The 21,966-nt window shown below is 44.4% G+C and carries 12 protein-coding genes; 6 read left to right on the plus strand and 6 right to left on the minus strand.

Annotated elements, in window-relative coordinates:
- Window positions 1-19: 19 nt before the first annotated feature.
- Window positions 20-1,519: a carboxypeptidase M32 gene (locus FCL46_RS06050; protein WP_136805476.1), complete on the plus strand. Its 1,500-nt coding sequence runs from the start codon at window positions 20-22 to the stop codon at window positions 1,517-1,519.
- 1,421 nt (window positions 1,520-2,940) lie between these two features.
- The gene (locus FCL46_RS06055) at window positions 2,941-3,213 is read left to right on the plus strand and encodes a hypothetical protein (protein WP_136805477.1); all 273 of its coding nucleotides are present in this window, start codon (window positions 2,941-2,943) and stop codon (window positions 3,211-3,213) included.
- Window positions 3,214-3,366: 153 nt separating this feature from the next.
- Here FCL46_RS06055 and FCL46_RS06060 read toward each other — a convergent pair whose 3' ends face one another.
- The 4 genes from FCL46_RS06060 to FCL46_RS06075 form a co-directional block, all read right to left on the minus strand.
- The gene (locus FCL46_RS06060) at window positions 3,367-7,899 is read right to left on the minus strand and encodes a two-component regulator propeller domain-containing protein (RefSeq protein WP_136805478.1); all 4,533 of its coding nucleotides are present in this window, start codon (window positions 7,897-7,899) and stop codon (window positions 3,367-3,369) included.
- Window positions 7,900-8,256: 357 nt separating this feature from the next.
- Entirely contained in the window at window positions 8,257-9,411 is a 1,155-nt protein-coding gene (locus FCL46_RS06065; RefSeq protein ID WP_136805479.1) for an MFS transporter, read from the minus strand.
- A 308-nt stretch (window positions 9,412-9,719) separates the two neighbouring features.
- Complete coding sequence (locus FCL46_RS06070) at window positions 9,720-10,169, minus strand: hypothetical protein (protein WP_136805480.1); 450 nt, start codon at window positions 10,167-10,169, stop codon at window positions 9,720-9,722.
- 152 nt (window positions 10,170-10,321) lie between these two features.
- On the minus strand, window positions 10,322-12,622 hold the full coding sequence (locus tag FCL46_RS06075; RefSeq protein WP_136805481.1) for a PAS domain-containing sensor histidine kinase: 2,301 nt from the start codon (window positions 12,620-12,622) through the stop codon (window positions 10,322-10,324).
- Window positions 12,623-13,178: 556 nt separating this feature from the next.
- On the opposite strand from FCL46_RS06075, the gene FCL46_RS06080 reads away from it, so the two are divergent.
- Complete coding sequence (locus FCL46_RS06080) at window positions 13,179-13,913, plus strand: DUF169 domain-containing protein (RefSeq protein ID WP_136805482.1); 735 nt, start codon at window positions 13,179-13,181, stop codon at window positions 13,911-13,913.
- 182 nt (window positions 13,914-14,095) lie between these two features.
- On the opposite strand, the gene FCL46_RS06085 is transcribed toward FCL46_RS06080, so the two are convergent.
- Complete coding sequence (locus tag FCL46_RS06085) at window positions 14,096-15,061, minus strand: peptidylprolyl isomerase (RefSeq protein ID WP_228723339.1); 966 nt, start codon at window positions 15,059-15,061, stop codon at window positions 14,096-14,098.
- A 34-nt stretch (window positions 15,062-15,095) separates the two neighbouring features.
- On the opposite strand from FCL46_RS06085, the gene FCL46_RS06090 reads away from it, so the two are divergent.
- Together FCL46_RS06090 and FCL46_RS06095 are read left to right on the plus strand one after the other, a co-directional pair.
- Entirely contained in the window at window positions 15,096-15,353 is a 258-nt protein-coding gene (locus FCL46_RS06090) for a hypothetical protein (RefSeq protein WP_167505716.1), read from the plus strand.
- Between the two features lie 211 nt (window positions 15,354-15,564).
- Window positions 15,565-16,803 (plus strand): 3-deoxy-D-manno-octulosonic acid transferase, encoded by a 1,239-nt coding sequence (locus FCL46_RS06095; RefSeq protein ID WP_267313776.1) that lies wholly within the window; start codon window positions 15,565-15,567, stop codon window positions 16,801-16,803.
- On the opposite strand, the gene FCL46_RS06100 is transcribed toward FCL46_RS06095, so the two are convergent.
- Window positions 16,794-19,880, minus strand: coding sequence for a ChaN family lipoprotein (locus FCL46_RS06100; RefSeq protein WP_136805485.1), 3,087 nt, complete (start codon window positions 19,878-19,880; stop codon window positions 16,794-16,796). The genes FCL46_RS06095 and FCL46_RS06100 overlap by 10 nt on opposite strands.
- A gap of 95 nt (window positions 19,881-19,975) precedes the next feature.
- Here FCL46_RS06100 and FCL46_RS06105 point away from each other — a divergent pair, with 95 nt between their 5' ends.
- A complete protein-coding gene (locus FCL46_RS06105; protein WP_167505743.1) occupies window positions 19,976-21,736 on the plus strand; it encodes a B12-binding domain-containing radical SAM protein in 1,761 nt (586 codons plus the stop codon).
- The last annotated feature ends 230 nt before the right edge of the window (window positions 21,737-21,966 follow it).

Consider the following 21,966-nt stretch of genomic DNA (forward strand, 5'->3'; position numbering starts at 1 on the left):
CATTTACACTGGAGAAACCATGTCAAAGGATGCATATGCAAAACTGGTAGAAAAATTTCAGCGACTTTCACGGCTGGAACATGCAATGACCTTTTTACAATGGGATCAACTTGTGATGATGCCAGCTGCAGGCAATGATACCAGATCAAAGTCAATTGCAGAGCTGGCTTCCATGCACCATGAGATGCTGACAGAGCCGGAGATGGGCGAGCTGATAGATACTGCGCAGGGACAGGTTACAGAACCTTCACTGCAGCGAAGTCTTCTTGAGATGGAGCGTACCTGGCGTCAGGCAGTATGTCTGCCCTCTACACTTGTAAAAGCGCAATCTCTTGCTGGCTCAAAGTGTGAACATGGCTGGCGAACCCAAAGAAAAGAGAACGATTGGAAAGGTTTTCTATCCAATTTTAGAGAAGTGGTAAATCTCTCCAGGGAAGAAGCGCAGGCGCGTCAGGCTGTAAAGCCCGAACGATTTCCGACACCTTACGACGCATTGCTCGATCTGTATTGTACCGGAGACAGCAGTGAATTTATTAAAAAGACGTTTGATCAATTAAAGACCACCTTACCGGGACTGATCGAAGAAGTTATCAGCCAACAAAACGAGACAGTTTCGTTAAGGGGCAGTTATCCCATTGATGCCCAGAAGCAACTCAACGAGAAATTGATGAAGGTTCTGGGCTTTAATTTTGAGGCTGGTCGTCTGGATGTGAGCATGCATCCATTTAGTACCGGAGACACAGGCGATCAGCGAATTACAACCCGTTTTCGTGATACTGATTTTGCCGATGCACTGCAGGGGACAGCGCATGAAACCGGCCACGCTAGTTACGAAGCCGGATTACCTGAAGAGTGGGCCGATTTGCCTGTAGGTAATGCACGGAATATGTGCCTACATGAGAGTCAGAGTCTGTTATTTGAAAAACAGATTTTTCTGTCAAGCCCGTTTACCCAGTTTTTTGCTCAGTCAGTTCATTCATATCTTCCTGATGCAAAACGCTTTTCGGCAGAAGAAATCTGGCATGCAAGCAAACGGGTTCAACCGAGCCTTATTCGGGTTGAAGCTGATGAGGTTACCTATCCGCTGCATGTAATCCTACGCTTTGAGATTGAGAGCAGCCTCATGAACAGTACCCTTGAGCCAGATGATATCCCTGAACTGTGGGATGAGAAGATGAAGAAGTACATGGGGCTTTCCACAAAAGATAACTATGCGGACGGATGCTTGCAGGATATCCATTGGACAGACGGTTCCTTCGGCTATTTCCCATCATATACACTTGGTGCGTTAAATAGTGCCCAGTTGTTTGCTGCAATAAAGAAAGAACATCCAGAATGGCAGGAGAAGCTCGCTCAAGGTGACATCGGCTTTATTCGTAACTGGCTGCAGAAGGCTATCTGGTCAAAAGCGAGTACCTTGGATTCGCAGGATATCATAATCCAGGCAACGGGAGAGGGAACTAATCCTGGTTACTTCCTAGAGCATATACAGGCGCGGTATTTGAGAAATCAATATTAGGTTCAGAGTGGACAGTATTAAATCCGAAGTGTGAGTGGTAGGCGTTTTTTAATCAGCTTTTGATTCGTTGGCTAAATCCAGCAGTGGCGCTTTAGTCCAGTATCGATTTCGACCTCCGCACCAGATTAAAATGGCGCAATCATCAGTGATGGTTGCGCCATTTTTGTATTTGATCGAAATCATTCTATTTAATAAAATAGAAACGGTTAATTTTTGATTGGTTCATAATTCAGTTCCTGCAGCTCTGCATGTTTTGCTCTAAGGTGTGCGTATAAGGATTTGCTATTTATCTTATGGTGGTCCGTAATCCTACCTGCAAAAGAGTATACCTTCTGTGACACTCAAGCTGTTGCACTATGTTCGCATTCTTTTGTGTCCAGAAAAGTCAATTGCTTAATGCTTGAGACGATGTAACGGATCGTTTTGGCAGTGTTGGACACTTGAAGCATGACACATCCTGTAAACATTCAGGAGGGCAGTACATTGCCAGGACAGCAGGTAACTTACATCATAGTCAGCAGTTTACCGATCCAGCACCCCTGAGTGTCCAGCACCGAAGGCCTGTGCGGCACATCTAAGAGCAAGTGACACACTGCCTGTTCACAGCATTGATAGGCTCGCTGGTAACCTGAAGAACTGACAGGAACTCGTTGCGGACATTTGGAGCTGTGATTGGTGCAAAGGGGCGTCGGGGAGTACCCTTATCGATATGGGCTCAGAGATTTTGTATTGAAAAATGCAGTTTGGCGGCACACGTCAGGATGTGCGGTTGGTGCAAACATTGCAAGCAGAAATGTTAGAGACGAATGAGCGTCATGCATATTTTCCTCACTATTTGTTGATTCTGAATGCTAACTTGAAATTATGAAGTGTAATGGTGCGCAGGCACTGTGCAAACTGTGCGGGCAGTCAGGACCTTGTTGAGATGCTTAATTATTTTTGTTTAATTAATTTAGCAACATACGAACATGTTTCAACGATGAAAACAATCTGAAATCACTGTGGAAAAAAACTAAATATAGGTAGTATACCCACAGTCCTCCAAGTAATCATGCCCATTTTCAACCTACCTACCTTGTGGTAGCTTTATTGTAACTCAATTACTCTTCACCAAAAAAATCATTGTCCAAGGAGGATTAACCATGCACCAAGTGAATGAGTTAATAGTGCTCTTCTGGCTACTGCCTGTTGTAATACAAATCATCATACCTTTAGTTATACTCGTGGTTCACGCAATGTCATCTCTATTGCCCACAGGTCAACGTCGGTAGAAAGAGTCTGAACTCTCTGCGGCGTAGTTACCCAAATGACACAAGATAGAAGAACCAGAAGTTAATACTGCCATATCAACCTCATGTTCTTCTTGTAGGAAGGGTCTGCCTGAGATCCTTCCTTTTTTAATTAGGAGCAGTATACACGACATGAAACAATTTATTGGATATTTTGAGGTGGTGTCTTCTGGGCAACTCAGACAAATTGTTGCGGTAAGCCAGGAGACTACAGTAAATGAAGAAGGTGTTGTTATGGCAGCCCGTAAGATGTTCACGCTCGATACTGTAGGTGGTGAAGAAGTAAAGCGCACAACTGATCCGCTGATTTTTCTAAAGGAAGACGGCACATTCCTCAAGAAGGTTGGCTACTGCCAGGTGAATGATTTGTCTTCAGTGTTACAGAAAGTTCGAAGGAGAGGGTAGTTTTTACTATCATAATAGCGATAACTCGATGCATGGAACAAATGGCTCTTAACATTCCCGTGATAGCCTTCAGATGGAGTGTAGACACTACCTGTATTACTTGAAGCTGATGTGGTAGGAATTTGACGCACACTTGACTGTCCACCCAGCATTTCAGGTTTTCAATAAATTATAAATACTCTCCGCCAGCCTGTTTTTCTCAACCGGTTTATACATCAACCCCTCAACTCCGAGAGTTTCAGGTGTCTGTCCCTGCAATTTGTCGCTGAATCCTGTGAGTAACAGTACCGGAAGGTCTGCGCGGATAGCTTTAATCTGCTCAGCTAGCTTTTCTCCAGACATTTCAGGCATAGTGATGTCGGAAATAAGCAGATCATAACTTTGCGGGTTTTCTTTAAACAGCAGAATAGCTTCATTGCATGATGTGGTAGCTGTTACCTGATATCCCAGTGAACCGAGAAGATTCTTACCGATATCCACCAGCATTGGTTCATCATCAACAAAAAGAATATGTTCCATGTCTCCGGCTGGCACTACTACTTCTCCACCTTCTGAGAGTGGTTCCGTTACAGTGGCGGGTATACGAATATGAAAAGAAGTTCCCTGATTCAACTTACTCTGTACAGTGATAGAACCTCCATAGTGCTGGACGATGCCATGCACCACGGCAAGCCCAAGACCTGTTCCTTTAGCCTTGGATTTGGTCGTAAAGTATGGTGTGAAAATATTATGTAGATGCTCTTCCGGAATACCCTGGCCTGAATCCTCAATGACAAGAGAAAGATAAACTCCAGGATGCTGATGTGGAAGACGACGTGAATCGTTTGTAGTCAGGTGCATCTTATCAAGAGTAATTGTGATCTTTCCACCTTCCGGCATGGCCTGGGCACTGTTGGTGCACAGGTTCATAATTATTTGATGAACCTGAGTAGGATCCGCGATAATATTGGGAACATCTGGCTGTATATTTGTGACAATTTCAATCGAAACAGGCAAGGTGGATCGTAATAATTTCAGTGCTTCTTTAATGAGTGGGGCAACGTTCAAAGGTTCGAGGCGACGTTCGTTCTGGCGGCTGAATGTGAGGATCTGCTGTACCAGATCTCTTGCCCGTAATCCTGCCAGGTTAATCTGTTTAAGCTTATGATGGACAGGTGAATCTGCCGGTACCTCAATCATGAGCAGATCGCAGTATCCGAGGATAGCAGCAAGTATATTGTTGAAATCATGTGCTATGCCCCCGGCAAGTGTACCGATTGCCTCCATTTTTCGTGACTGATGCAATGCAGCTTCAAGCCGCTGAGCCTCTTTTTCTGCCTGTTTTTTTGACGTAATATCGAGAAACATTGCCCGTATCCCTGTAACCTTTCCGTCTTCTGTTTCTTCAGGCGAGGCGTGTAACAGGGTATGCACTATCTGACCGTTACGGGTTACCAGGATTTGCTCTTCAGGTAAAAAGGTTCTCTGAGCAATTTTCTCATAATTTCCATTTTTATAGATCGTGGACCGTGTATCAGGGGCATAATACCTGCTCAGCGGAGTGTTTAGCACATCATCTTGCTCATAGCCAAGGGTCGCAATAAAGGTTTTGTTGGCATCTCTTATCCAGGCCTCACCGTCTCTGTCCTCAACAATGACATACATCACAGGAGCTTCATTAAAAAGCTCACGATATCTGCGTTCACTTGACTCGAGCTTATTGACCCACTCTTTTTGATCAGTAACGTCAATATGAAGTCCTGTCATGTGGACAATATTTCCATTGTGATCACGTTTGAATGTTTTGCCGATACCCTGAATCCATCTGTACCTGCCATCTTTTGCCCGCATGCGGAATTCTATATTGAATGAATCTGCACTGTCGGCAAGGAACTGAGCAATATACAACTTAATGCAGGGCTGATCCTCAGGATGCAAGAGGTTTGACCACGTTTCATAGGTATGAGGAAACTCATCAGGCTCATACCCCAGCATGGTGAACCAGGCGGGACTGAAGTACGTTTTTCCTGCAACAGGAAAAAATTCCCAAATTCCTTGTTGAGCGGCATCAACGGCCATACTCAGCCGCTGCTCACTTATATGGAGTGCTTCTTCGGCCTTTACTCGCTCAAGAACCTCTTTTTCGAGCTCCATGTTGATCTTCTGGATTGCTACCATACGACGTTTATGCTGATAGGCCTTGTATCCCATAAGCCCAAATACTGAACCTGTCACTATGAGCAGGTAGAGCAGATAGGCCCACCACCGCAACCAGGGCGGATCTGTAACTACCAGATTGATGCGAACGCCATCTTCATTCCAGAGGTTATGGTTGTTGGAGCCTTTGACCCGAAATGTGTACTTTCCACCATCCAGATTGGTGTAGGTAGCGTTACGTTGATTGCCGGCTTCCGTCCAGTCTCTGTCAAAACCCTCAAGGATATAGGCATAATTGTTTTTTTGCGGATTAGTGTAATCAAGAGCCGCGAATTCAAAACTGATAGAATTCTCTGTGTATTTCAGGTGGAGGCCTTTCTGGTTTTGTGGATCATCCGGATGTATGTGTCTGTTCTGCTGTTTGATTGCTGTTAATATAACTGGTGGGACATAGGTATTGCGTTCGATCCGGGAAGGATTGAAAATATTAATACCGTTTCTCCCGCCAATCACTATCAGGCCATCATGTGTTCGAAGATGAGCACGGCTGAACTCGCTCCCCTGCAATCCGTCACTCTTATCAAAGTTATCACATGTTTTATTCTTTGGCGAAAAGTGACTCAGCCCTTTAACCGTTGTTATCCAGAGCGAACCGTCATCATCTTCAAGAATTCCACGAATGGAATTACTTATCATCCCGTCTCTGCTGGTGTATTGGCTGAAAACGTTTCCACCGGCTTTCAAATAGTTCAGACCACCATTGGTGCCTATCCAGAGATTGCTCTCACGATCTTCATAGATGACTGTTATGTTGTTGTGACTCAGACTGGTATTATCGCCTGGAATAGCAAAATAGTGTTCGAAATTGCTGCTATCGGCCAACAGACGATTAAGGCCGTGATCGGTGCCTACCCAAATGTTTTTGCGACTGTCCTCAAAGACAGTCCATACTCCGTTATCGCTGAGAGACTGGGGATTTTCATGAGAATAGAAAAAGCGGTTGATCGTTTTTCGATCGGGCGAGAGGCGGTTTAGGCCATTTCTGGTGCCTACCCAGAGATAACCCTGATGGTCTTCCAATAGCCCCCAGATTCTGTTATCGGAGAGAGAATTCGGATTCGCAGGATCATTCAGGTACGTTTTGAAAGTACCTGATTTCGGATTATACGCTGAGAGCCCTTTATAGGTGCCGACCCAGACAACCCCCAGGCTGTCTACAAGAATAGCCTCTGCAAGGTCACTGGCCAGACTATCTGGATTACCGGGCTCATGCTGAAAAATTTGAGAGTCACCGCTTGTCGGATTAAGGTACTGAAAGCCACCACCGTCATTTGCCAGCCAGAGTAGACCGTCTGTCCCTTCTGCTACGCCGGTGATACCGTTGTAGCGTAACCCTTCAGTTTTTTTGGGATCACTTATCAGGTGATTGAACAGCATGTTACGTCTAACAAGCTTGTTTAATCCACCGCCGTCTGTCCCGACCCAGAGTACACCATCCCGGCTTTCAAAAATAAACCAGACAAAGTTATTACTGAGACTGGAGGGCACCGAGGGATTATGCAGAACTGATGAAAACTGCTCTTTTGAGGGGTCAAAGAGAATAACACCACCGCCAAATGAGCCGATCCATATAAGCCCGTCTTCATCTTCATAGATACTCCAGACATGCGAATGACCTATGGTATTTGCAACGTCTGCGTCGGGCTTATAACGAACTGATCTGCCGGTTTCCGGATCGAAACGGTTGAGGCCGGCGTCGGTAGAACCAATCCACATCCTGCCTTGACTGTCTTCGTAAATGGCCCCAATGATATCACTCGACAGTGTATCTGGATCATCGTCGCGAGAGCGATAGTGGGTGAAATTTTCATTATCAGGCATAAAAAGATCGAGACCGCCACCAAAAGTCCCGACCCAGATTCGTTCTTTTGAGTCCTGATAGAGATGCCATACTGAATCATTTGCCAGGCTTTCAGGGACAGTCATATTATGTTGAAAACGGGTGAACTCGTTACGATCTGGATCAAGCCTGTTTAATCCCCCACCCTCAGTCCCGATCCAGAGATACCCATTTGAATCCTCCATAATTGCAACAACCCCATTATGTGAGAGGGATTTCGGATCTTCAGGGTCATTTAGATAACGTATGAACCTGTCTGTGGAGGCATCATACTTGTTGAGACCACCACCGACCGTACCAATCCAGAGGGTTCCATGTCGATCAACCTCCAGGGCATAGACCAGGTTTGAGGATAGAGAATACGGATCTTCGGAGTTATAGAGAAACTCTTTGAAGGAGTAACCATCGTAGCGAATCAGACCATCTTCAGAGCCGAACCAGAGAAAACCACGCTGATCTTGTAATCCGCAGGTAATAGTACGTTTATGTAATCCTTGCGGTTCACCAATCTGGGAAAAGTGAAGTTGCCGGGAAGTAATTTCGTTCGTTTCAACCGCTGAAACTGAAATACCCTGAAAAGCTATGATCAGGAGTACGAGCAGGAAAAAATATTTCCAGAAAGAGGACTTTTCATGAAATTGATGAGACATATGACAAATCCCTGAACCCGGTATATTTGATCATCAATGGAGAATCATGATAATTTATTGTTTGAAAGAAAGGGAAAACAAACCTTTGCAGGAGAGCACAAGATCGTATTAATGCTATCAAGATATAATACAAACTGTCAAGAAAGGGACTATTCTACACTCTCCACAATCCGTTATCGCTGAACCGGTATGATGGCGTGTGTTTCCTGGTCAAATGAAGGATCACATCGGAGATGGATCACGATAAAAATGATTGGGAGGAAAATTAGTACTGATCGATGTGTCTAATATATACATTGTATGTCATCGATTCAATGAGGTCAGATATCGAGGAAACTGGTGAAGCTGATAGGAAGGTTATACTCGAAACGCGGCACGCTTCTCCATGATTCCAGTCGTAAACGGAATTATGAGAAAGCACATAACAAATAACACAACTCCGCTCCACTCTGCATGCTGATAAGCAAACCCGGCCCCGGTAATCCCAACCCAACCACCAGTATAATAAAAGAGAACATAGAGACTATTAGCTTTACCATGTCCACAGGAAAGCTTTCTATTGAGCAAGCCGACCGCTACGGCATGGATGGTGAAAAAACCAGCACACACACCCAGTAGACCGAATATAATTGCAATTGTTGAGGGGATGAGCAGGGTAGCCTGTGAGATACCCAGTATAATGGTACCTGCTATAAGTGCATTGCCGCCGCCAAACCTGTTACTCATTTTTCCGGCAACAGGACCGAGAAAAATGCCCATTACATAGACCAGGTAAATAAGGGTGATAAGTTCTGTTGAGAAGTTGAACGGATCACCGGCCAGCCGGTAGGGAAGATAATTGAATACCGGAGAAAACATCAAAAAACTGCTGGCACTGGTAAAAAATATGAGCAGTAGATCTTTTCGCTTAAGTAACGATAGTAAACTGATATTTGCTGTTGTTACCTCTTTTTCCTTATTACGTGGCAAAAATAGGTATGCCAGGATGGTTGTGGCAAGGATCAGTGTTGAGGCTGAGAAAAATGCATAGCGCCAGTGGAGGGGAGGGTGAATCCAGCCGCCGAGAAGACGTCCTCCTAAACCGCCAAGGACGGTAGCGGAAACATACGATCCCATGACTACGCTGAGTCTCTCCCCGGGCAATGTCTTTGCAAGGTAGGCTGCAATACTAGTGGTCAGGGCAGGAATAAACAGACCTTGAAAAAGCCGTGCACCAACAAGAAAATTAAAATCATCAGTCATGCCGCAAACAACGCCACCAGCAGCAACACACAGCCCGCCAACAAGAAGAATAGGATGAATGGAGAACTTGTCTGACAGATAACCGAAAAACAGGTTCGACAGCACTATACCAAGAATAACCGAAGATACAGTGAGAGATACCTGTACCGGAGTGACCGAAAACTCCTGCTGCAATACGGGGAGAATAGGTTGCGTGAGGTAAATATTGGTAAACGAGGCGGATACTAACGCGAATACAACAAACTGCAGCTTGATTGTTCCACGAACCACTAGTAACTCCTGAGATTGTTGGTTTCTATCCGAAAACTATCCTTTTGCTCAACCTCAGCGTTGCGTATCATGTTTTTATCCATTGAATATCGAATATATGCCTTCGGTAAATATATGATACACGCCTCAATCTTGAACAAAATGCTGACCTTGCGGATGGAAACCAGATTGATGGAGTACAGAAAAATCAATCTTACTAACTGATTGCCCACCAGTCACTATGTTTTGTTTACGTTGTCGTAAAATGTTTTTGTGAGATATGAAAACTTTCGAAGAAGCTGAAGATACTATCAGAAAATCTCACTGATTCAGTCTCTGGGGTATCCAGGCGAGCGGGCGGGTGGACCATAATACGGTGTTGGGTGATATCGTTTCCTGGCGTTTGGAACAATGATAATCGGGTAGATTTTTGTAGGTTGATATCCTTCCTGATAGGAAAATGAACTATCTCCTGATTGATATTGAATTCCCCATGAATCGCATGGTCTGTTGTAACAGTCACGATTACCGTTTTTGTTGATGATAATGGTTGTATTGCCATACAGATAGCGTTGGGCCTGAACGCGCCTCCGTTCTTCAAGTTCCTGCAGGTATGCCTGATTATTTATATGGCTGTTCCATTTAGCCTGTTCATCATCAACTTCGTCTACTGTGTTGTATGTTATTCCCGGCTGTTGAGCGATGGCTATATTGGCGTGAAGGGCAGAGGTAAATATAAAAGAGAGTGCAAATACAGTGTTTAAAGAGTGTGTTCTCATGGTCTCACCTCGTTATTTTCTTTAGCTATACCATAAGTCCGACAGGTCGATTAAACCGATTATTTCATTAAAACATGTGTGATAATAGAAAAAATGACAGGATTACCGTGATGTTGAGGTGTCTTATCTGAGATTATAGCATTCTGCTGCAATCACGCATTAAGCGGTAATTTGATTTGCATCGTTGAACCGACCCCAAATTCAGATTCAACCAGCAGTTCTCCTCCATGTTTGTCGACAACAATGTTTCGGGCAAGTGAAAGCCCCTGACCTGTTCCTTTTCCAACATCCTTGGTGGTGAAAAAGGGTTCAAAAACGCGTGATTGTGTTTCCTCAGTCATGCCTATGCCATTATCAGATATGGTGATACAGACAAATTCGTCGTCGGTAAAGGTGCGAATCGAAATGGTTCCTTGAGTGGATGGTTCATTTACCAGTTTATCCGCAATGGCATGTGCTGCATTAATGATCAGATTCAGAAGAACCTGATTCATATCACCAACGAAACAGGATGGTGAAGGCAATTCCGGGTCAAGATACGTTTGGATCTCTGCGACATGTTTCCACTCGTTTCTAGAAATTGTCAGTGTATTTTGAATGCCGTCATTGATGTCATACGTGCTGATTTTATCTTCACCCTGATGTGAGAATGTTTTCATCGCAGCAATAATGCGTGCAACGTGTTCGATACCTGAGAGGGCCTGATTAAGGGCTGGCGGGATTTCTTCAAGAAGGTATTCAATATCTACTTCCTCTTCTTTATTACGTAGGGTGTTCAGATCTTGGCGAACGGATGAGGTCATTTCAACATCCCCAAGCGAATTAATCAGCTGCTGATACAGAGAAAGAATCGAGAGAATATCATCAACAGCTTCTCTGGTGAAACGCACGTTGTCGCCTATATATTGAATCGGGGTGTTAATCTCATGGGCTACTCCTGCAGCCAGCGTGCCTATAGCTTTTAAACGGCCAGCAGTCTCAAGATCCTGCTCAAGAAGCTTTCGCTGTTTTTCAGCTTCTTTCTGTTCGCTAATATCTACAAAGGTGACGAGCAATACATCTTCTCCGCTTAACCGGATTGGTGTTACCAGGCGAAGCAGGTGTATCAAACGTCCATCAGAGTTGATGAACTCTTTCTCAATGGACGGTGCATCAGAGAGATCTTTTAGAATGTCTGGAAGAATATCCTGATTATTTTTTATGGCATTGTTATCAGTATGTTGCCACTCTGTACCGAATATTGCCAGTAGCGCGGCATTAACCATTTGCAATTTTTCTTTCTGGTTAACAATCAGTATTCCGATACTCATGGAATCAAGAATAGTCTGCAGGTTATTTTGCTGTTCTCTGAGAGCTTGTATTGATACTGTTGAAGATTCGATGTTTTTTGCCATCGCATTAAAGCTTCGGGCAACATTATTAAATTCGTTCGTTACGGCAGGCTGCAAAGGGTTGTCGAGCTTTCCATTCCGAAAGTCACGTATTCCCCGTAAAAGTTCCTGGATCGGGCCTGATATTTCGCGTCTCCAGAGAAGGAGAAGGGCAACGATACACACAAGAATGGCGCTCAGAGTAATGATAACGTTGAATCGTATGAGTTGAGCGGAGGCGGAATGATGTTCAGCTGACGGCACACTCAATATCAAGGTGCATCCGAGATCTTCAAGACGACCTGGATAGGCAATTGTCGGAATCCCGTCAAATGAGTACTCAAGAATCGCAGAAGTCTTTGATTTGAGATTTTCGGTATACTCGGCATTTTGGAAAAAGGTGTTCCCTAGCTGTTTAGCATTTGGGTGAGATATGATTGTAAATGTATGATCAAGCAGGAAAGCGAAACCTGATTTTCCTGCCTTTAGATCGTCAATAAAGAGGTTGTTAAACGGTTGCAGGGAATATTCAAAATAGAGTACGCCTCGAGGTTTCCCATCCACAGAAATTGCTGAATAGAGCCCAAACACCGGAGACTCATAAATTGAACTGCGCACGATCTGTGTTACTACAAGCTCTCCACTAATAGCCCGATTCATATACTCATCCTGAACTTGCAACATGGCTGCATCTTCATCAGGAAGATCTGAAACAAGTGCCTTGCCTGAGAGATCAAGCAGGCTGAGATTGTAGAAGAAAGGTGCAGAGAGGGCAATCCTGGCAAATCGTTCACCGGCAGCCTTTCGTGCCGCTTGGCCTTCTGGTGAATCTTCAAAAGCAGTTGTGTAGATAGTTTCGCGCCCGATGCTGGCCATTTGTGCACGCTGCGCTTCAAGCCAGGTGTTGATAAAACCTATAGTATCATCAACCTGTCGTTTTAGCTGGGTGCGAGCGACTTCTTCCATTGCACGATTGGTAATGATCGACGAGACAGTTGTGCCAAGGACCATCGCTGCAGCCAGAATGAGGATAGTAGTAAGTAAAAAACGAACAGCCAGGCTATTTTTGAATGTTCCGGTCATAAATCTCTTGGGTAAAAGTGGACATATAAAGAGTATATCAAAGCTTTACCCAAGATCATATAGCGCATAGTGATTCCATCAACCTGTCCGGGAATGGCGGCTTTTCTCAAATTTATCAAAACGCCGGAAAATGATGTGTGCAGGTAAGCTTAGACCCTGATGTCAAGTGCATGGTTGTGCCTGCTTTTTGGAAAAAGCTCAATTTTGACCAAAACTCCAATTCGTGAAATACCCCCTTAATAACCCATACCCGCTCATGGCGTTATGAGAAAAACGTGTCAATTCTGATCAAAACATGATGAAATACAAGGATGACCTGAAATTCTGGTTAGTTTTTATGCTGAAACGAGGGATGTTCATCTAAATTGAGGTGCTCTATAAATTCTACCACAACCATATGTACGTTATCGGAGTCTGTGTTTACCTGCGAGGGTAAAGTTTTGAGAGCAACGAAGAGTTAGATCGAATGCATCGTTTTCTGAATGAAACTCGTTAGTCGCTAACGTGTATCAGTAGGGTAGTTCAATTCAACTGAAATTGATGAGGTGGTAAAGGTATGGGTTTCGATGCAAGTAGATTGTTGGATATCGCAGGTATTACGACACCGGTTCTAGGGTTTTATGATGCCCCTGTAACCTTACCTTTTGCACCATTGATTAAGGCAAGAAGTTGTGTGTTTTCGAGTTACAGGAATTGGCTTAAGGGACATAGCGTATTACTTGGTAAAGATAATTACGGGTGTAACGGGGCTGGATACTGGCTGTGTGGAATAGAATCGATACCTCAGAAAGAATATGCTGATTATCTCGCAATAACGCAGGGCTTTAAGTCGAGTCCTTCGGTAATGAATCGCTGGATGGAGAAAAGGGCACCGTACAGGAAGGAGAATAGCAACATTATCATCGGCCCACTGAAGAATGATCAGCAGCAGTATTTGAAAACTGTCACTTTTTTTGTAAACCCTGATCAACTGGGGTTTTTACTGACTGGGTGCGAGTACCATAACAGCGATGTTGATACACATCCGGTAATTTCATCCTTTGGATCAGGTTGTGGACAGTTGATTACAATGTTTGAAAATCTTGATGTGCCAAAAGCGATAATTGGAGCAACAGATATTTCCATGAGAAAATATCTGCCACCTGAAATACTTGCTCTCACTGTAACCAAACCAATGTTTGAGCAGCTCTGCGCTTTAGGGGAAGATAGTTTTCTGTACAAGCCGTATTGGCGTGGACTGAAAGAAGTAAGGAGTAAAACTAAAAACGAAGAGCAGGTACTGCCTGGATAATAGTGAAGGTGTAGAATGAAAAAAACGGCATGCGGATTTTCCGCATGCCGTTTTGCTCTGTATAGCCTGATTTCAAACTCTACATGAGTCGTTGCTCGTCCAGGAGACTATTTGTAATGCCTGATTTGAGATGGAAAAAAGCTCAATCAGACAAGCTCCTGGTTTGTACAGTCGTCTGGCTATTAGAAATCTACCAGTTCCACATCGAATACCATGAAAGCATTAGGCGGAATCGGACCACGACCGGATGGACCGTATCCGAGATCTGGTGGTATAATAAGAACGCGTTTTTCGCCTTTCTTCATGTCGAGGAATGCTTCATCCCAACCCTTAATTACACGTCCCTGTCCTACAGGAAAGTCAATCGGGGTGCCGCGATCGTATGAAGAATCGAATTTGGTGCCGTCAAGAAGTTTGCCTGTGTAGTGAGCCTTAACCATGGTGCCTGAGTTTGGTTTAGCATCGCCATTACCTTCAGCAACAACAACATACTTGAGTCCGGAAGGAGTGGTGATCGCATCAGGCCAGTTTTTCTTGATCTGGTTAATCTCGCCTTCCATAGCAGCGAGTTCTTTTTCACGCTGAGCTTTCTCAAAGTTATTAAGCAAACTGTCAAAAGCGGCCTGGTCAGCTTTGAAAGCTTCTGCCTTTTTACCTACACGGATGATCTCAAGCTTGTTGATCACATCGTCCTGAGCAATTTTGTTTACCACGTCCATGCCTTCAACTACGTGACCGAAAACGGTGTGCTTACCGTCAAGCCATGGAGTTGCAACATGGGTAATGAAGAACTGGCTGCCATTGGTACCAGGTCCTGCGTTGGCCATAGAAAGAATACCTGGTCCTGAATGCTTGAGCGAAGGATCGATTTCATCTGGGAAGGTGTAGCCTGGTCCACCGGTTCCGGAGCCGAGAGGGCAACCGCCCTGAACCATGAAGTCCGGGATGACACGATGAAACTTAAGGCCGTCGTAGAAATTTTCGCCCTTCATTTTGGCGCCGCCGCCAAGTTCTTTGGTTCCCTCAGCCAGTCCAACAAAGTTGGTTACTGTCAGAGGGGTTTTTTCAAATTCAAGTGAGCAGATGATCTCTCCCTTGGTAGTATCAAATTTGACGTACAGGCCGTCCTGAAGCTGCTGGTTTGCCATTATGGGTTCTCCAATAAAGATTAATGTAATCAAAATGAGTACAAAATTTGCTGACACTCTACGCATGGTTACTCCATTTGAAAAGAGGGGATTGGGAAAAAAAATACATTCCATCAATAATTACTTCAGACCGTTAACGGATATACCCAATCTGCCTGTAAAAGAATCGGTATTCTCTGTTGACGATGTGATTAATTCTGGTTTTATTGACCGGGACTTGCATAAACTGTGGCATCAGGGGCTGTCTGAAAATGCACTTTTGCTCAAAATTTTCGTTATTTATAAAAAATAATGCGCGCAGGTAAGCCAAGACTCCTATATTATGTGGCTGTGCTTAATTTATCTACAATGCCTTGATTTGAGATGGAAAATACTCAATCTGACAGACTCCTAGCGACAGTCAAACACAAAGCATTATAACTGTTTGTTCCCCGGAGAGGAACCGTTTGTATACGATTTATCAGCTGTTTCTTACATTATTGTTTTTTTCTGCGTTGCCATTCATGCTTGTGTACGTGCTTTTAACGGGTAAACATCGTGAAGGTTTGAGTCAACGTATGGGGTTATACAAACGGCTGAAACGAAAATCTCCAGGATTTCGAATTTGGCTTCATGCTGCCTCTGTAGGAGAAGTGCAGGCTGCAGATGTGTTGATTGCGGAATTGCGTCAACAGCTTCCTGATGCCGAATACGTAGTAACCACCATGACAATCCACGGCAGAAAAATTGCGCAATCTCAATTGGGCGATGACATAACATGCCTGCTTGCACCTCTTGATGTGCCCGGCTTTGTTGACCTGGCAATATATAACATCTTTCCTGATATATATATCTGCCTGGAAACCGAACTCTGGCCTACGTTGTTGCGCAGGCTGAATAGCCGTTCGACCCCCGTAGTCCTTGCCAACGGAAGGATGTCGGAGCGGTCAGCTAAGCGTTACCTCAAGCACAGGTGGCTGTTTAAAAAAGTCGTAGATAATTTTGATGCACTCTGCATGATCAGTGAAATTGATAAAGAGCGATACCTGGCTATAGGTGTACCGGCTGATCAAATCGAAGTAACCGGTAATCTCAAGTATGATCGGCAGTCACCGAGTGATGTCGAAATGATTCGCAGACGTTACAGAGAGATTATTCAAATCAATGAAGATACAGAAGTCTTCATCACCGGCTCAACGCATACAGGTGAAGAAGAGATACTGATACCGGTCTATCAGGCATTGAGCAAAGACTGTGACATGGTATGGATAGTCGCCCCCAGGCATCTGACCCGACTGGGGCAGATCGAAGAATTGTTGAGACAGAACAGTATTGAGTTTGAGCTGTTCAGTAACCTTACTTCCGGGCAGCAGAGAAAAAACGCTGTTATTCTGGTTGATTCATTCGGCGAGCTGTCTGAACTCTATTCAATAGGTACCTATATATTCTGTGGTGGCAGCCTTGTTGAACGTAATGGCCATAATATTCTCGAGCCGGCCATCTGGGATAAGGTCGTAATGTACGGTCCGAGTATGGGAGATTTTCAGGATGCGATTGAGCTTCTTGAGATGGCTGACAGCGGTGTACAGGTTGACAGTGGCAAGGATCTGTTTGAAAAAATATCCAATTTCAGAGAAAACTTTGCCGAGTATAGTCAGGCCTGTGAGCGGGCAGGCATAGTTGCACGCGCGCAGCAGGGTGCTGCACGCAGGCAGGCACGAATGATCGTATCCCGACTTCTCGATCAGGGCGATCAGGGGTGAGGCTTCTCTGAAGTCATTTGTAGCGGTTTAACCTGAACGCGTATTTCAGACATTTTTTCTTTTTCTCCACGAACCACTTTCACCTCTATCGTGCTATCCGAGGCCGTATCGACCATGGCAATACGTATATCCTCCATAGTGCTGATTGGGTATCCATTCAGGCTAACAAGAATGTCTCCTTTTTGGAGGCCTGCTTCCTGAGCTTTGCTGTGTGGGCTGAAGTCAATAATCTCAATAGAGTTTTCACCTTCATTTTCATCAGTGCGTTCATTGAGAACAATCCCTATTTTCGGATCTTCTTCAGCAGGCATATGTTCAACCAGAAAAAAATAATCTGCAACCTTAGAAAGGTTAACGGGTGCAGAACCGTTAAGGATGTTAAGCACAGATGCCTGTTGTACGTTAATGCGTCGTGCGACCCTTGGCGGTATGCCGGAATCTTTTCGAGTATGTTGCGATCCCGCAAGTACCACCATTTTCTGACCGGGATTATCCTGCAGATGTTTGATGATGTTCTGAGCCATAGTTTCGTCCCACAAGGCCTGGGCCTGGATGAAACCACTTGCCAGTCCGTTGCCATGGTTTCCTTCTTGATGAATGGAGTGCATTGAACGCAGACGTTCGGCATAGCCGGGCATATCAAGATTTCGCTCTTTAGGTAGAGCGTTTTGTTCTTCTTCAGTCAGTTCATCGGTTGAGCCGCTTTTATAAACGGTTGAGACTATATCTCTGTTTAGATTGAGTCCGATAACAGGGAGTTTTTCTTTTTTGGCAATTTGGAAAATATCTCTAAAAAAACGGTAGTTATATCTCCAAACCTTGAAGTAGTCAGATTTTTTTAGAAATTCTTTTTCACTCATGGACTGATCTTCAAGCACATACTTGTCAAGTGACTCCTGACTGGTATATGGGAACATCTCCATGCCAATTGCAATGTTCGGGGTTTTCTGAGAAAGCGCTTCAATGAGGCGCAATTGAAGGCGGTGGTCGCTCACTGAATCGTGGGTTTCACCAATATAGATAACATCGTTTTTCGCTAATTCATCGACTATCGCATCAAAACTGTTCAGGTGGCTGGTTGCACCACCCTGAGGCAGCTGCTCAAGTATATACTCAAGTCCTGTAGCTGAAGGGGCGATGTCTTTGCTGGTATTTCTGCCGTTTGTAAAGGATAGATATGAATACTTTCCATAATGCGTGAGACGTGAGGCAACTGCAGTTGTCTGGTTAAGGCCACTGCTCGTAACAAGTACAGCCACATGATCAGGGTTTAAAGGGTTTTGCCGGACATCAAGGGTGAAACCATTTTCAGGATGAACGGGGTCCCCGAAAAGCGTATGGGCCGCAGTTTGGTTGAGGCCGAGGATGAGTAAATCTTTATCGCGAAGTTCACTATTTTTTACTGAGTTGCCTGCGCGTATGTTCTCTTCGGTTATTTCCAGAACTTCCAGCAGGGGCTGATAGATAGATTGTGCCTCCTGCGACTCAAACAGAATGAGCGGGTTTTCTGCTCCCATGAATCGTGACCAGACAGGCGGCAATTCTTCAAGAGTTAGCTGTCGCATAATCGTGTAATCAGGATCGAGATAAAATTGTAAAGGCCGGCCGGGTAAGGGAAGTCGTACTGTGGTCTCAGCGGTTTTGGTAATAACAGTAAAATCGTGAGCTCCTGAAAGCGTTACAACCTTTACCGGAATGTGCAGCGAGAACGGTGTGTCAGTTGTCTGGTGGAGTGTGAAGTTAAGAAACGTCTGACCAGTATCCTGTGAGACGACAACGTTGTCAGCGTAAACGTTTGGGGTATCAGTTCTGGAGAGACGTTCTTGAAAAAAATCTGTCAGATCGGTATCTGAAACAGTATTGAAGATAGCGATGAAATCATGCCATGAGGCAGATTTTCCGTTAAACTCGGAAAAAAATGATCTCACTGCTGCAGAGAAGGTTTCCTGGCCGACCCGTGTCTCTAACTCACTAAAGAGCATGAGGCCACGTGAATATCCTACAGCTCGACGTGAGCGTGACATTTGCTGGGTGTGGCTGGCGCTGGTGAATGATGAGAGTGGAATAATATTACTCTCATGGACGTAGCTGAAGTAATTAATGAGAGATTCTTTTCTATAGAGCCGAGCGTCTCCCAGCTCTTCTCTGTAAGCATGATCAGCTAAATATGATGTTAATGCTTCACACCAGTTGCCGTATTCCATACCTACATCGATACTGTTACCAAACCATGAATGGAGAATTTCATGGCGTAAAGATGTGTCTTTGATAAACGGTAATCGTAATACAGCCTGGCCGAGCAGAGTGAAGGTAGGCATTCCAAGACCGGTGGGCAGTCGGTTTGCTACAATCACATAATGGTTGTATGGGAAGGGGCCGATTTGTGCCTCATAGGTGTTTATATATGTTTTTGCTTTTTTGAGGTAATCATCTGCGAGGTTGGCTTCTTCAGGAAAAAACATGGAGTGAATATTCAGTCCTGCCCTGACCTTAACCGTGTTAATTGTATACGGTGCTGCTGCAAAATGGAGAGCGTAAGAAGGTTCTGAGAATGTTGCGGTAACTGTATTACCGACACGCCGCAGGGGAAATGAGTCTGATTCGCAGATAGCCTCGAACCCTTCGGGGATAGTTGCATCCAAACTGAAAACCATCTTTTTGTCGGGGATAGGGTGCCATGAATCAATGAGCGTGATGCCGGCATTGCTGATCAGATTGGAACTGTTGTTTTCAAAGGTAGCATCATATGAGATAAACAACTCGCGGTAAAACCTATCTGCGGGAATTATTAGACGGACTCCTTGTGGAGAGGCTATTTCGTTACTGCCTCCGTCTTGCCTTTTCAGCAGAATGCCTGTTATCTTCAGTTCACCTGTATGAAGTGAGAGCGTCTCACCTGCAGGTATACTGATGCGGGCGGTTGCAGTCAGTTGTTTGTGCGGGATATCAAAGGCAAGAGCTAACTGGTAGGTAGCTGCTGATGTATCCGGACCGTCTGCACTTCTGCCGGTATTGGGAATGGCTAAAAAGAATATGGACAGAGCGAAATAGAAGGCTATCTTTCCAGTAAGGATCATGGCATATGTCCTGAGCTAAAAGAAATAAATGAGATAATGAATTATCATGGCCCCGCAGAATCGGGGCTAATATGTATATATCTGGAAACAAATTAATGACAAATACAGGTTCGCGCCAAGAAAATTCAGAAGCAACTCAATCTACAGGTAAAATCAGACTTGTTGGTCTGAATGCGAAATTTATCCATTCCTGCCTGGCGCTTTTTTACATTCGCAATGAATTGTCCGCTCATCTGCCTGAAAATGATGTAGAGATAATGCAGCTGACCATTAACGATAACAGTTACGAGAGCTTGCTGCAAATCACAAGCGACAGCCCGATGGCAGTGTTTTTCTCAGCAGCAATCTGGAACAGTGATCTGGTAGCCCAACTTGTGCACGATGTCCGTGCCTGTTTACCGGATTGTCGGATAGTTGTCGGTGGCCCGCAGGCTGGTGTGTTGCGCGAACAGTTACCTGACGATCTCTGCACTATGGTAATCGGTGAGATAGAAGCAGTAGGTCAGGATTTTTATACTGATCTTCTTTCTGGCAACCTGTTGCCGGTATATCGTGGCTCATTTTTAAAGCAGCAGGATAAATCGCTTGATTACCCGTTTAACGATGATGATTTTGTCACTCACCTCGAAAATCGGCATATTTATTATGAGAGCTCACGAGGTTGTCCGTTTAGCTGCACCTATTGCCTCTCTGCTTCGGAGCGTGGACTCTATCATAAAGAACTCGATCAGGTGTTCACTGAGCTTCGTCATATTCTACGTCATAAACCACGAGTTGTTCGTTTTGTAGACAGGACCTTTAATGACGTTCCTGAAAGGGCATTTGCTATCTGGAAATTTTTGATAGAGCAGAATACTGATACCCTGTTTCATTTTGAAATTGCACCTGACCGCTTCAGCGAAGAGATGTTCACCTTGCTTGAGAAGGTTGAACATGGTCGTTTTCAACTTGAAATTGGTATTCAGTCAACCAACGAAGAAACCTTGGATGCCATAAGAAGACGTGTTGATACCACAAAGATTCATGCAATTATTTCGCGGTTGGCAGCTTTAAAAACAATCCATCTGCATGTGGATCTGATTCTCGGTCTGCCGTATGAAACTCCTGAAAGTTTCCGGAAATCATTCAGAGATGTCTTTGCCACAGGAGCACATTATATCCAGATGGGCCTACTGAAGATTCTGCCGGATACACCTATATGTCATGGTGTTGAGGAATATGGTTATAAACACAGCACACATCCTCCGTATTCGATATTTGCCAATGGTTGGATGAATCATGAGCAGATACGTCAGTTGTACTGGTTTTCTGAGTGTGTTGAGAAGTTTTATAACAATCGGTATTTTGTTTCTCTTTGGAAGTATTTGCGGGAATCAGGTGAAGAGATGTTTGTCTTTTTTCAACGTCTGCTGGAGGAGGGACAGAAGGTGAATGTCCTTCATAGGGCAGCAACTCAGGAACTACTCAGCTCAATCATTATGGCGGCGTGTGAGCAAAGGCAGGATAAGCAACTCATAGCTGAACTGCTGCGATATGACTGGCTCAGATGCGGCCATAGAAAGCTACCTGCCAGTCTGGATTTTGGCGAAGGAGAGGAGGATCTTGTCACCGCAAGAGACATACTTTATCGCAATTTTCCAGACAATGTAGATGAGTTTTTTACCTATAAAACGAGAAATCATTTCTTCAAAAAATCTATATTTATGAAGCTCTCTGCAGAAGCCGCCAGAAAATTGGGATTTACTGACGGGAACAACGATGCGCGCATCGTTGTCTTGCAGGAGAGGGATACAACTCTTTACCAACACAACATCACACATGTGATGGAATCCTTTCGCGATAGTGAAAATGTTTGATCCTTTAGGGATATAGCGTATAGTACTAGGCACTTTGCTTTGAAAACATACCTAAAAAAAATATGTTTACCATCGAAACTCAGCTAGCATCATGAGGCGTTAGGCGTTAGGTGTAAGGAGTGAGGAGTAAAAAATCTTTCAAAATTCAGTCACTCAAATATTACGCAGCCACGGTTGGTTGTGGGATGTTCGGTGGGTAGTGTAGTTAACGCCTCACACCTCACTCCTAA

Origin of the sequence: Desulfosediminicola flagellatus (assembly GCF_005116655.2) — a bacterium.
Lineage (GTDB): Bacteria > Desulfobacterota > Desulfobulbia > Desulfobulbales > Desulfocapsaceae > Desulfopila > Desulfopila flagellata.

Bases quoted from the DNA above. Each gene is read 5' to 3' on its own strand.
- FCL46_RS06050 (WP_136805476.1), top strand. From the start codon at position 20: ATGTCAAAGGATGCATATGCAAAACTGGTAGAAAAATTTCAGCGACTT.
- FCL46_RS06055 (WP_136805477.1), top strand. From the start codon at position 2,941: ATGAAACAATTTATTGGATATTTTGAGGTGGTGTCTTCTGGGCAACTC.
- FCL46_RS06060 (WP_136805478.1), bottom strand. From the start codon at position 7,899: ATGTCTCATCAATTTCATGAAAAGTCCTCTTTCTGGAAATATTTTTTC.
- FCL46_RS06070 (WP_136805480.1), bottom strand. From the start codon at position 10,169: ATGAGAACACACTCTTTAAACACTGTATTTGCACTCTCTTTTATATTT.
- FCL46_RS06075 (WP_136805481.1), bottom strand. From the start codon at position 12,622: ATGACCGGAACATTCAAAAATAGCCTGGCTGTTCGTTTTTTACTTACT.
- FCL46_RS06080 (WP_136805482.1), top strand. From the start codon at position 13,179: ATGGGTTTCGATGCAAGTAGATTGTTGGATATCGCAGGTATTACGACA.
- FCL46_RS06085 (WP_228723339.1), bottom strand. From the start codon at position 15,061: ATGGCAAACCAGCAGCTTCAGGACGGCCTGTACGTCAAATTTGATACT.
- FCL46_RS06090 (WP_167505716.1), top strand. From the start codon at position 15,096: ATGAGTACAAAATTTGCTGACACTCTACGCATGGTTACTCCATTTGAA.
- FCL46_RS06095 (WP_267313776.1), top strand. From the start codon at position 15,565: ATGCTTGTGTACGTGCTTTTAACGGGTAAACATCGTGAAGGTTTGAGT.
- FCL46_RS06100 (WP_136805485.1), bottom strand. From the start codon at position 19,880: ATGATCCTTACTGGAAAGATAGCCTTCTATTTCGCTCTGTCCATATTC.
- FCL46_RS06105 (WP_167505743.1), top strand. From the start codon at position 19,976: ATGACAAATACAGGTTCGCGCCAAGAAAATTCAGAAGCAACTCAATCT.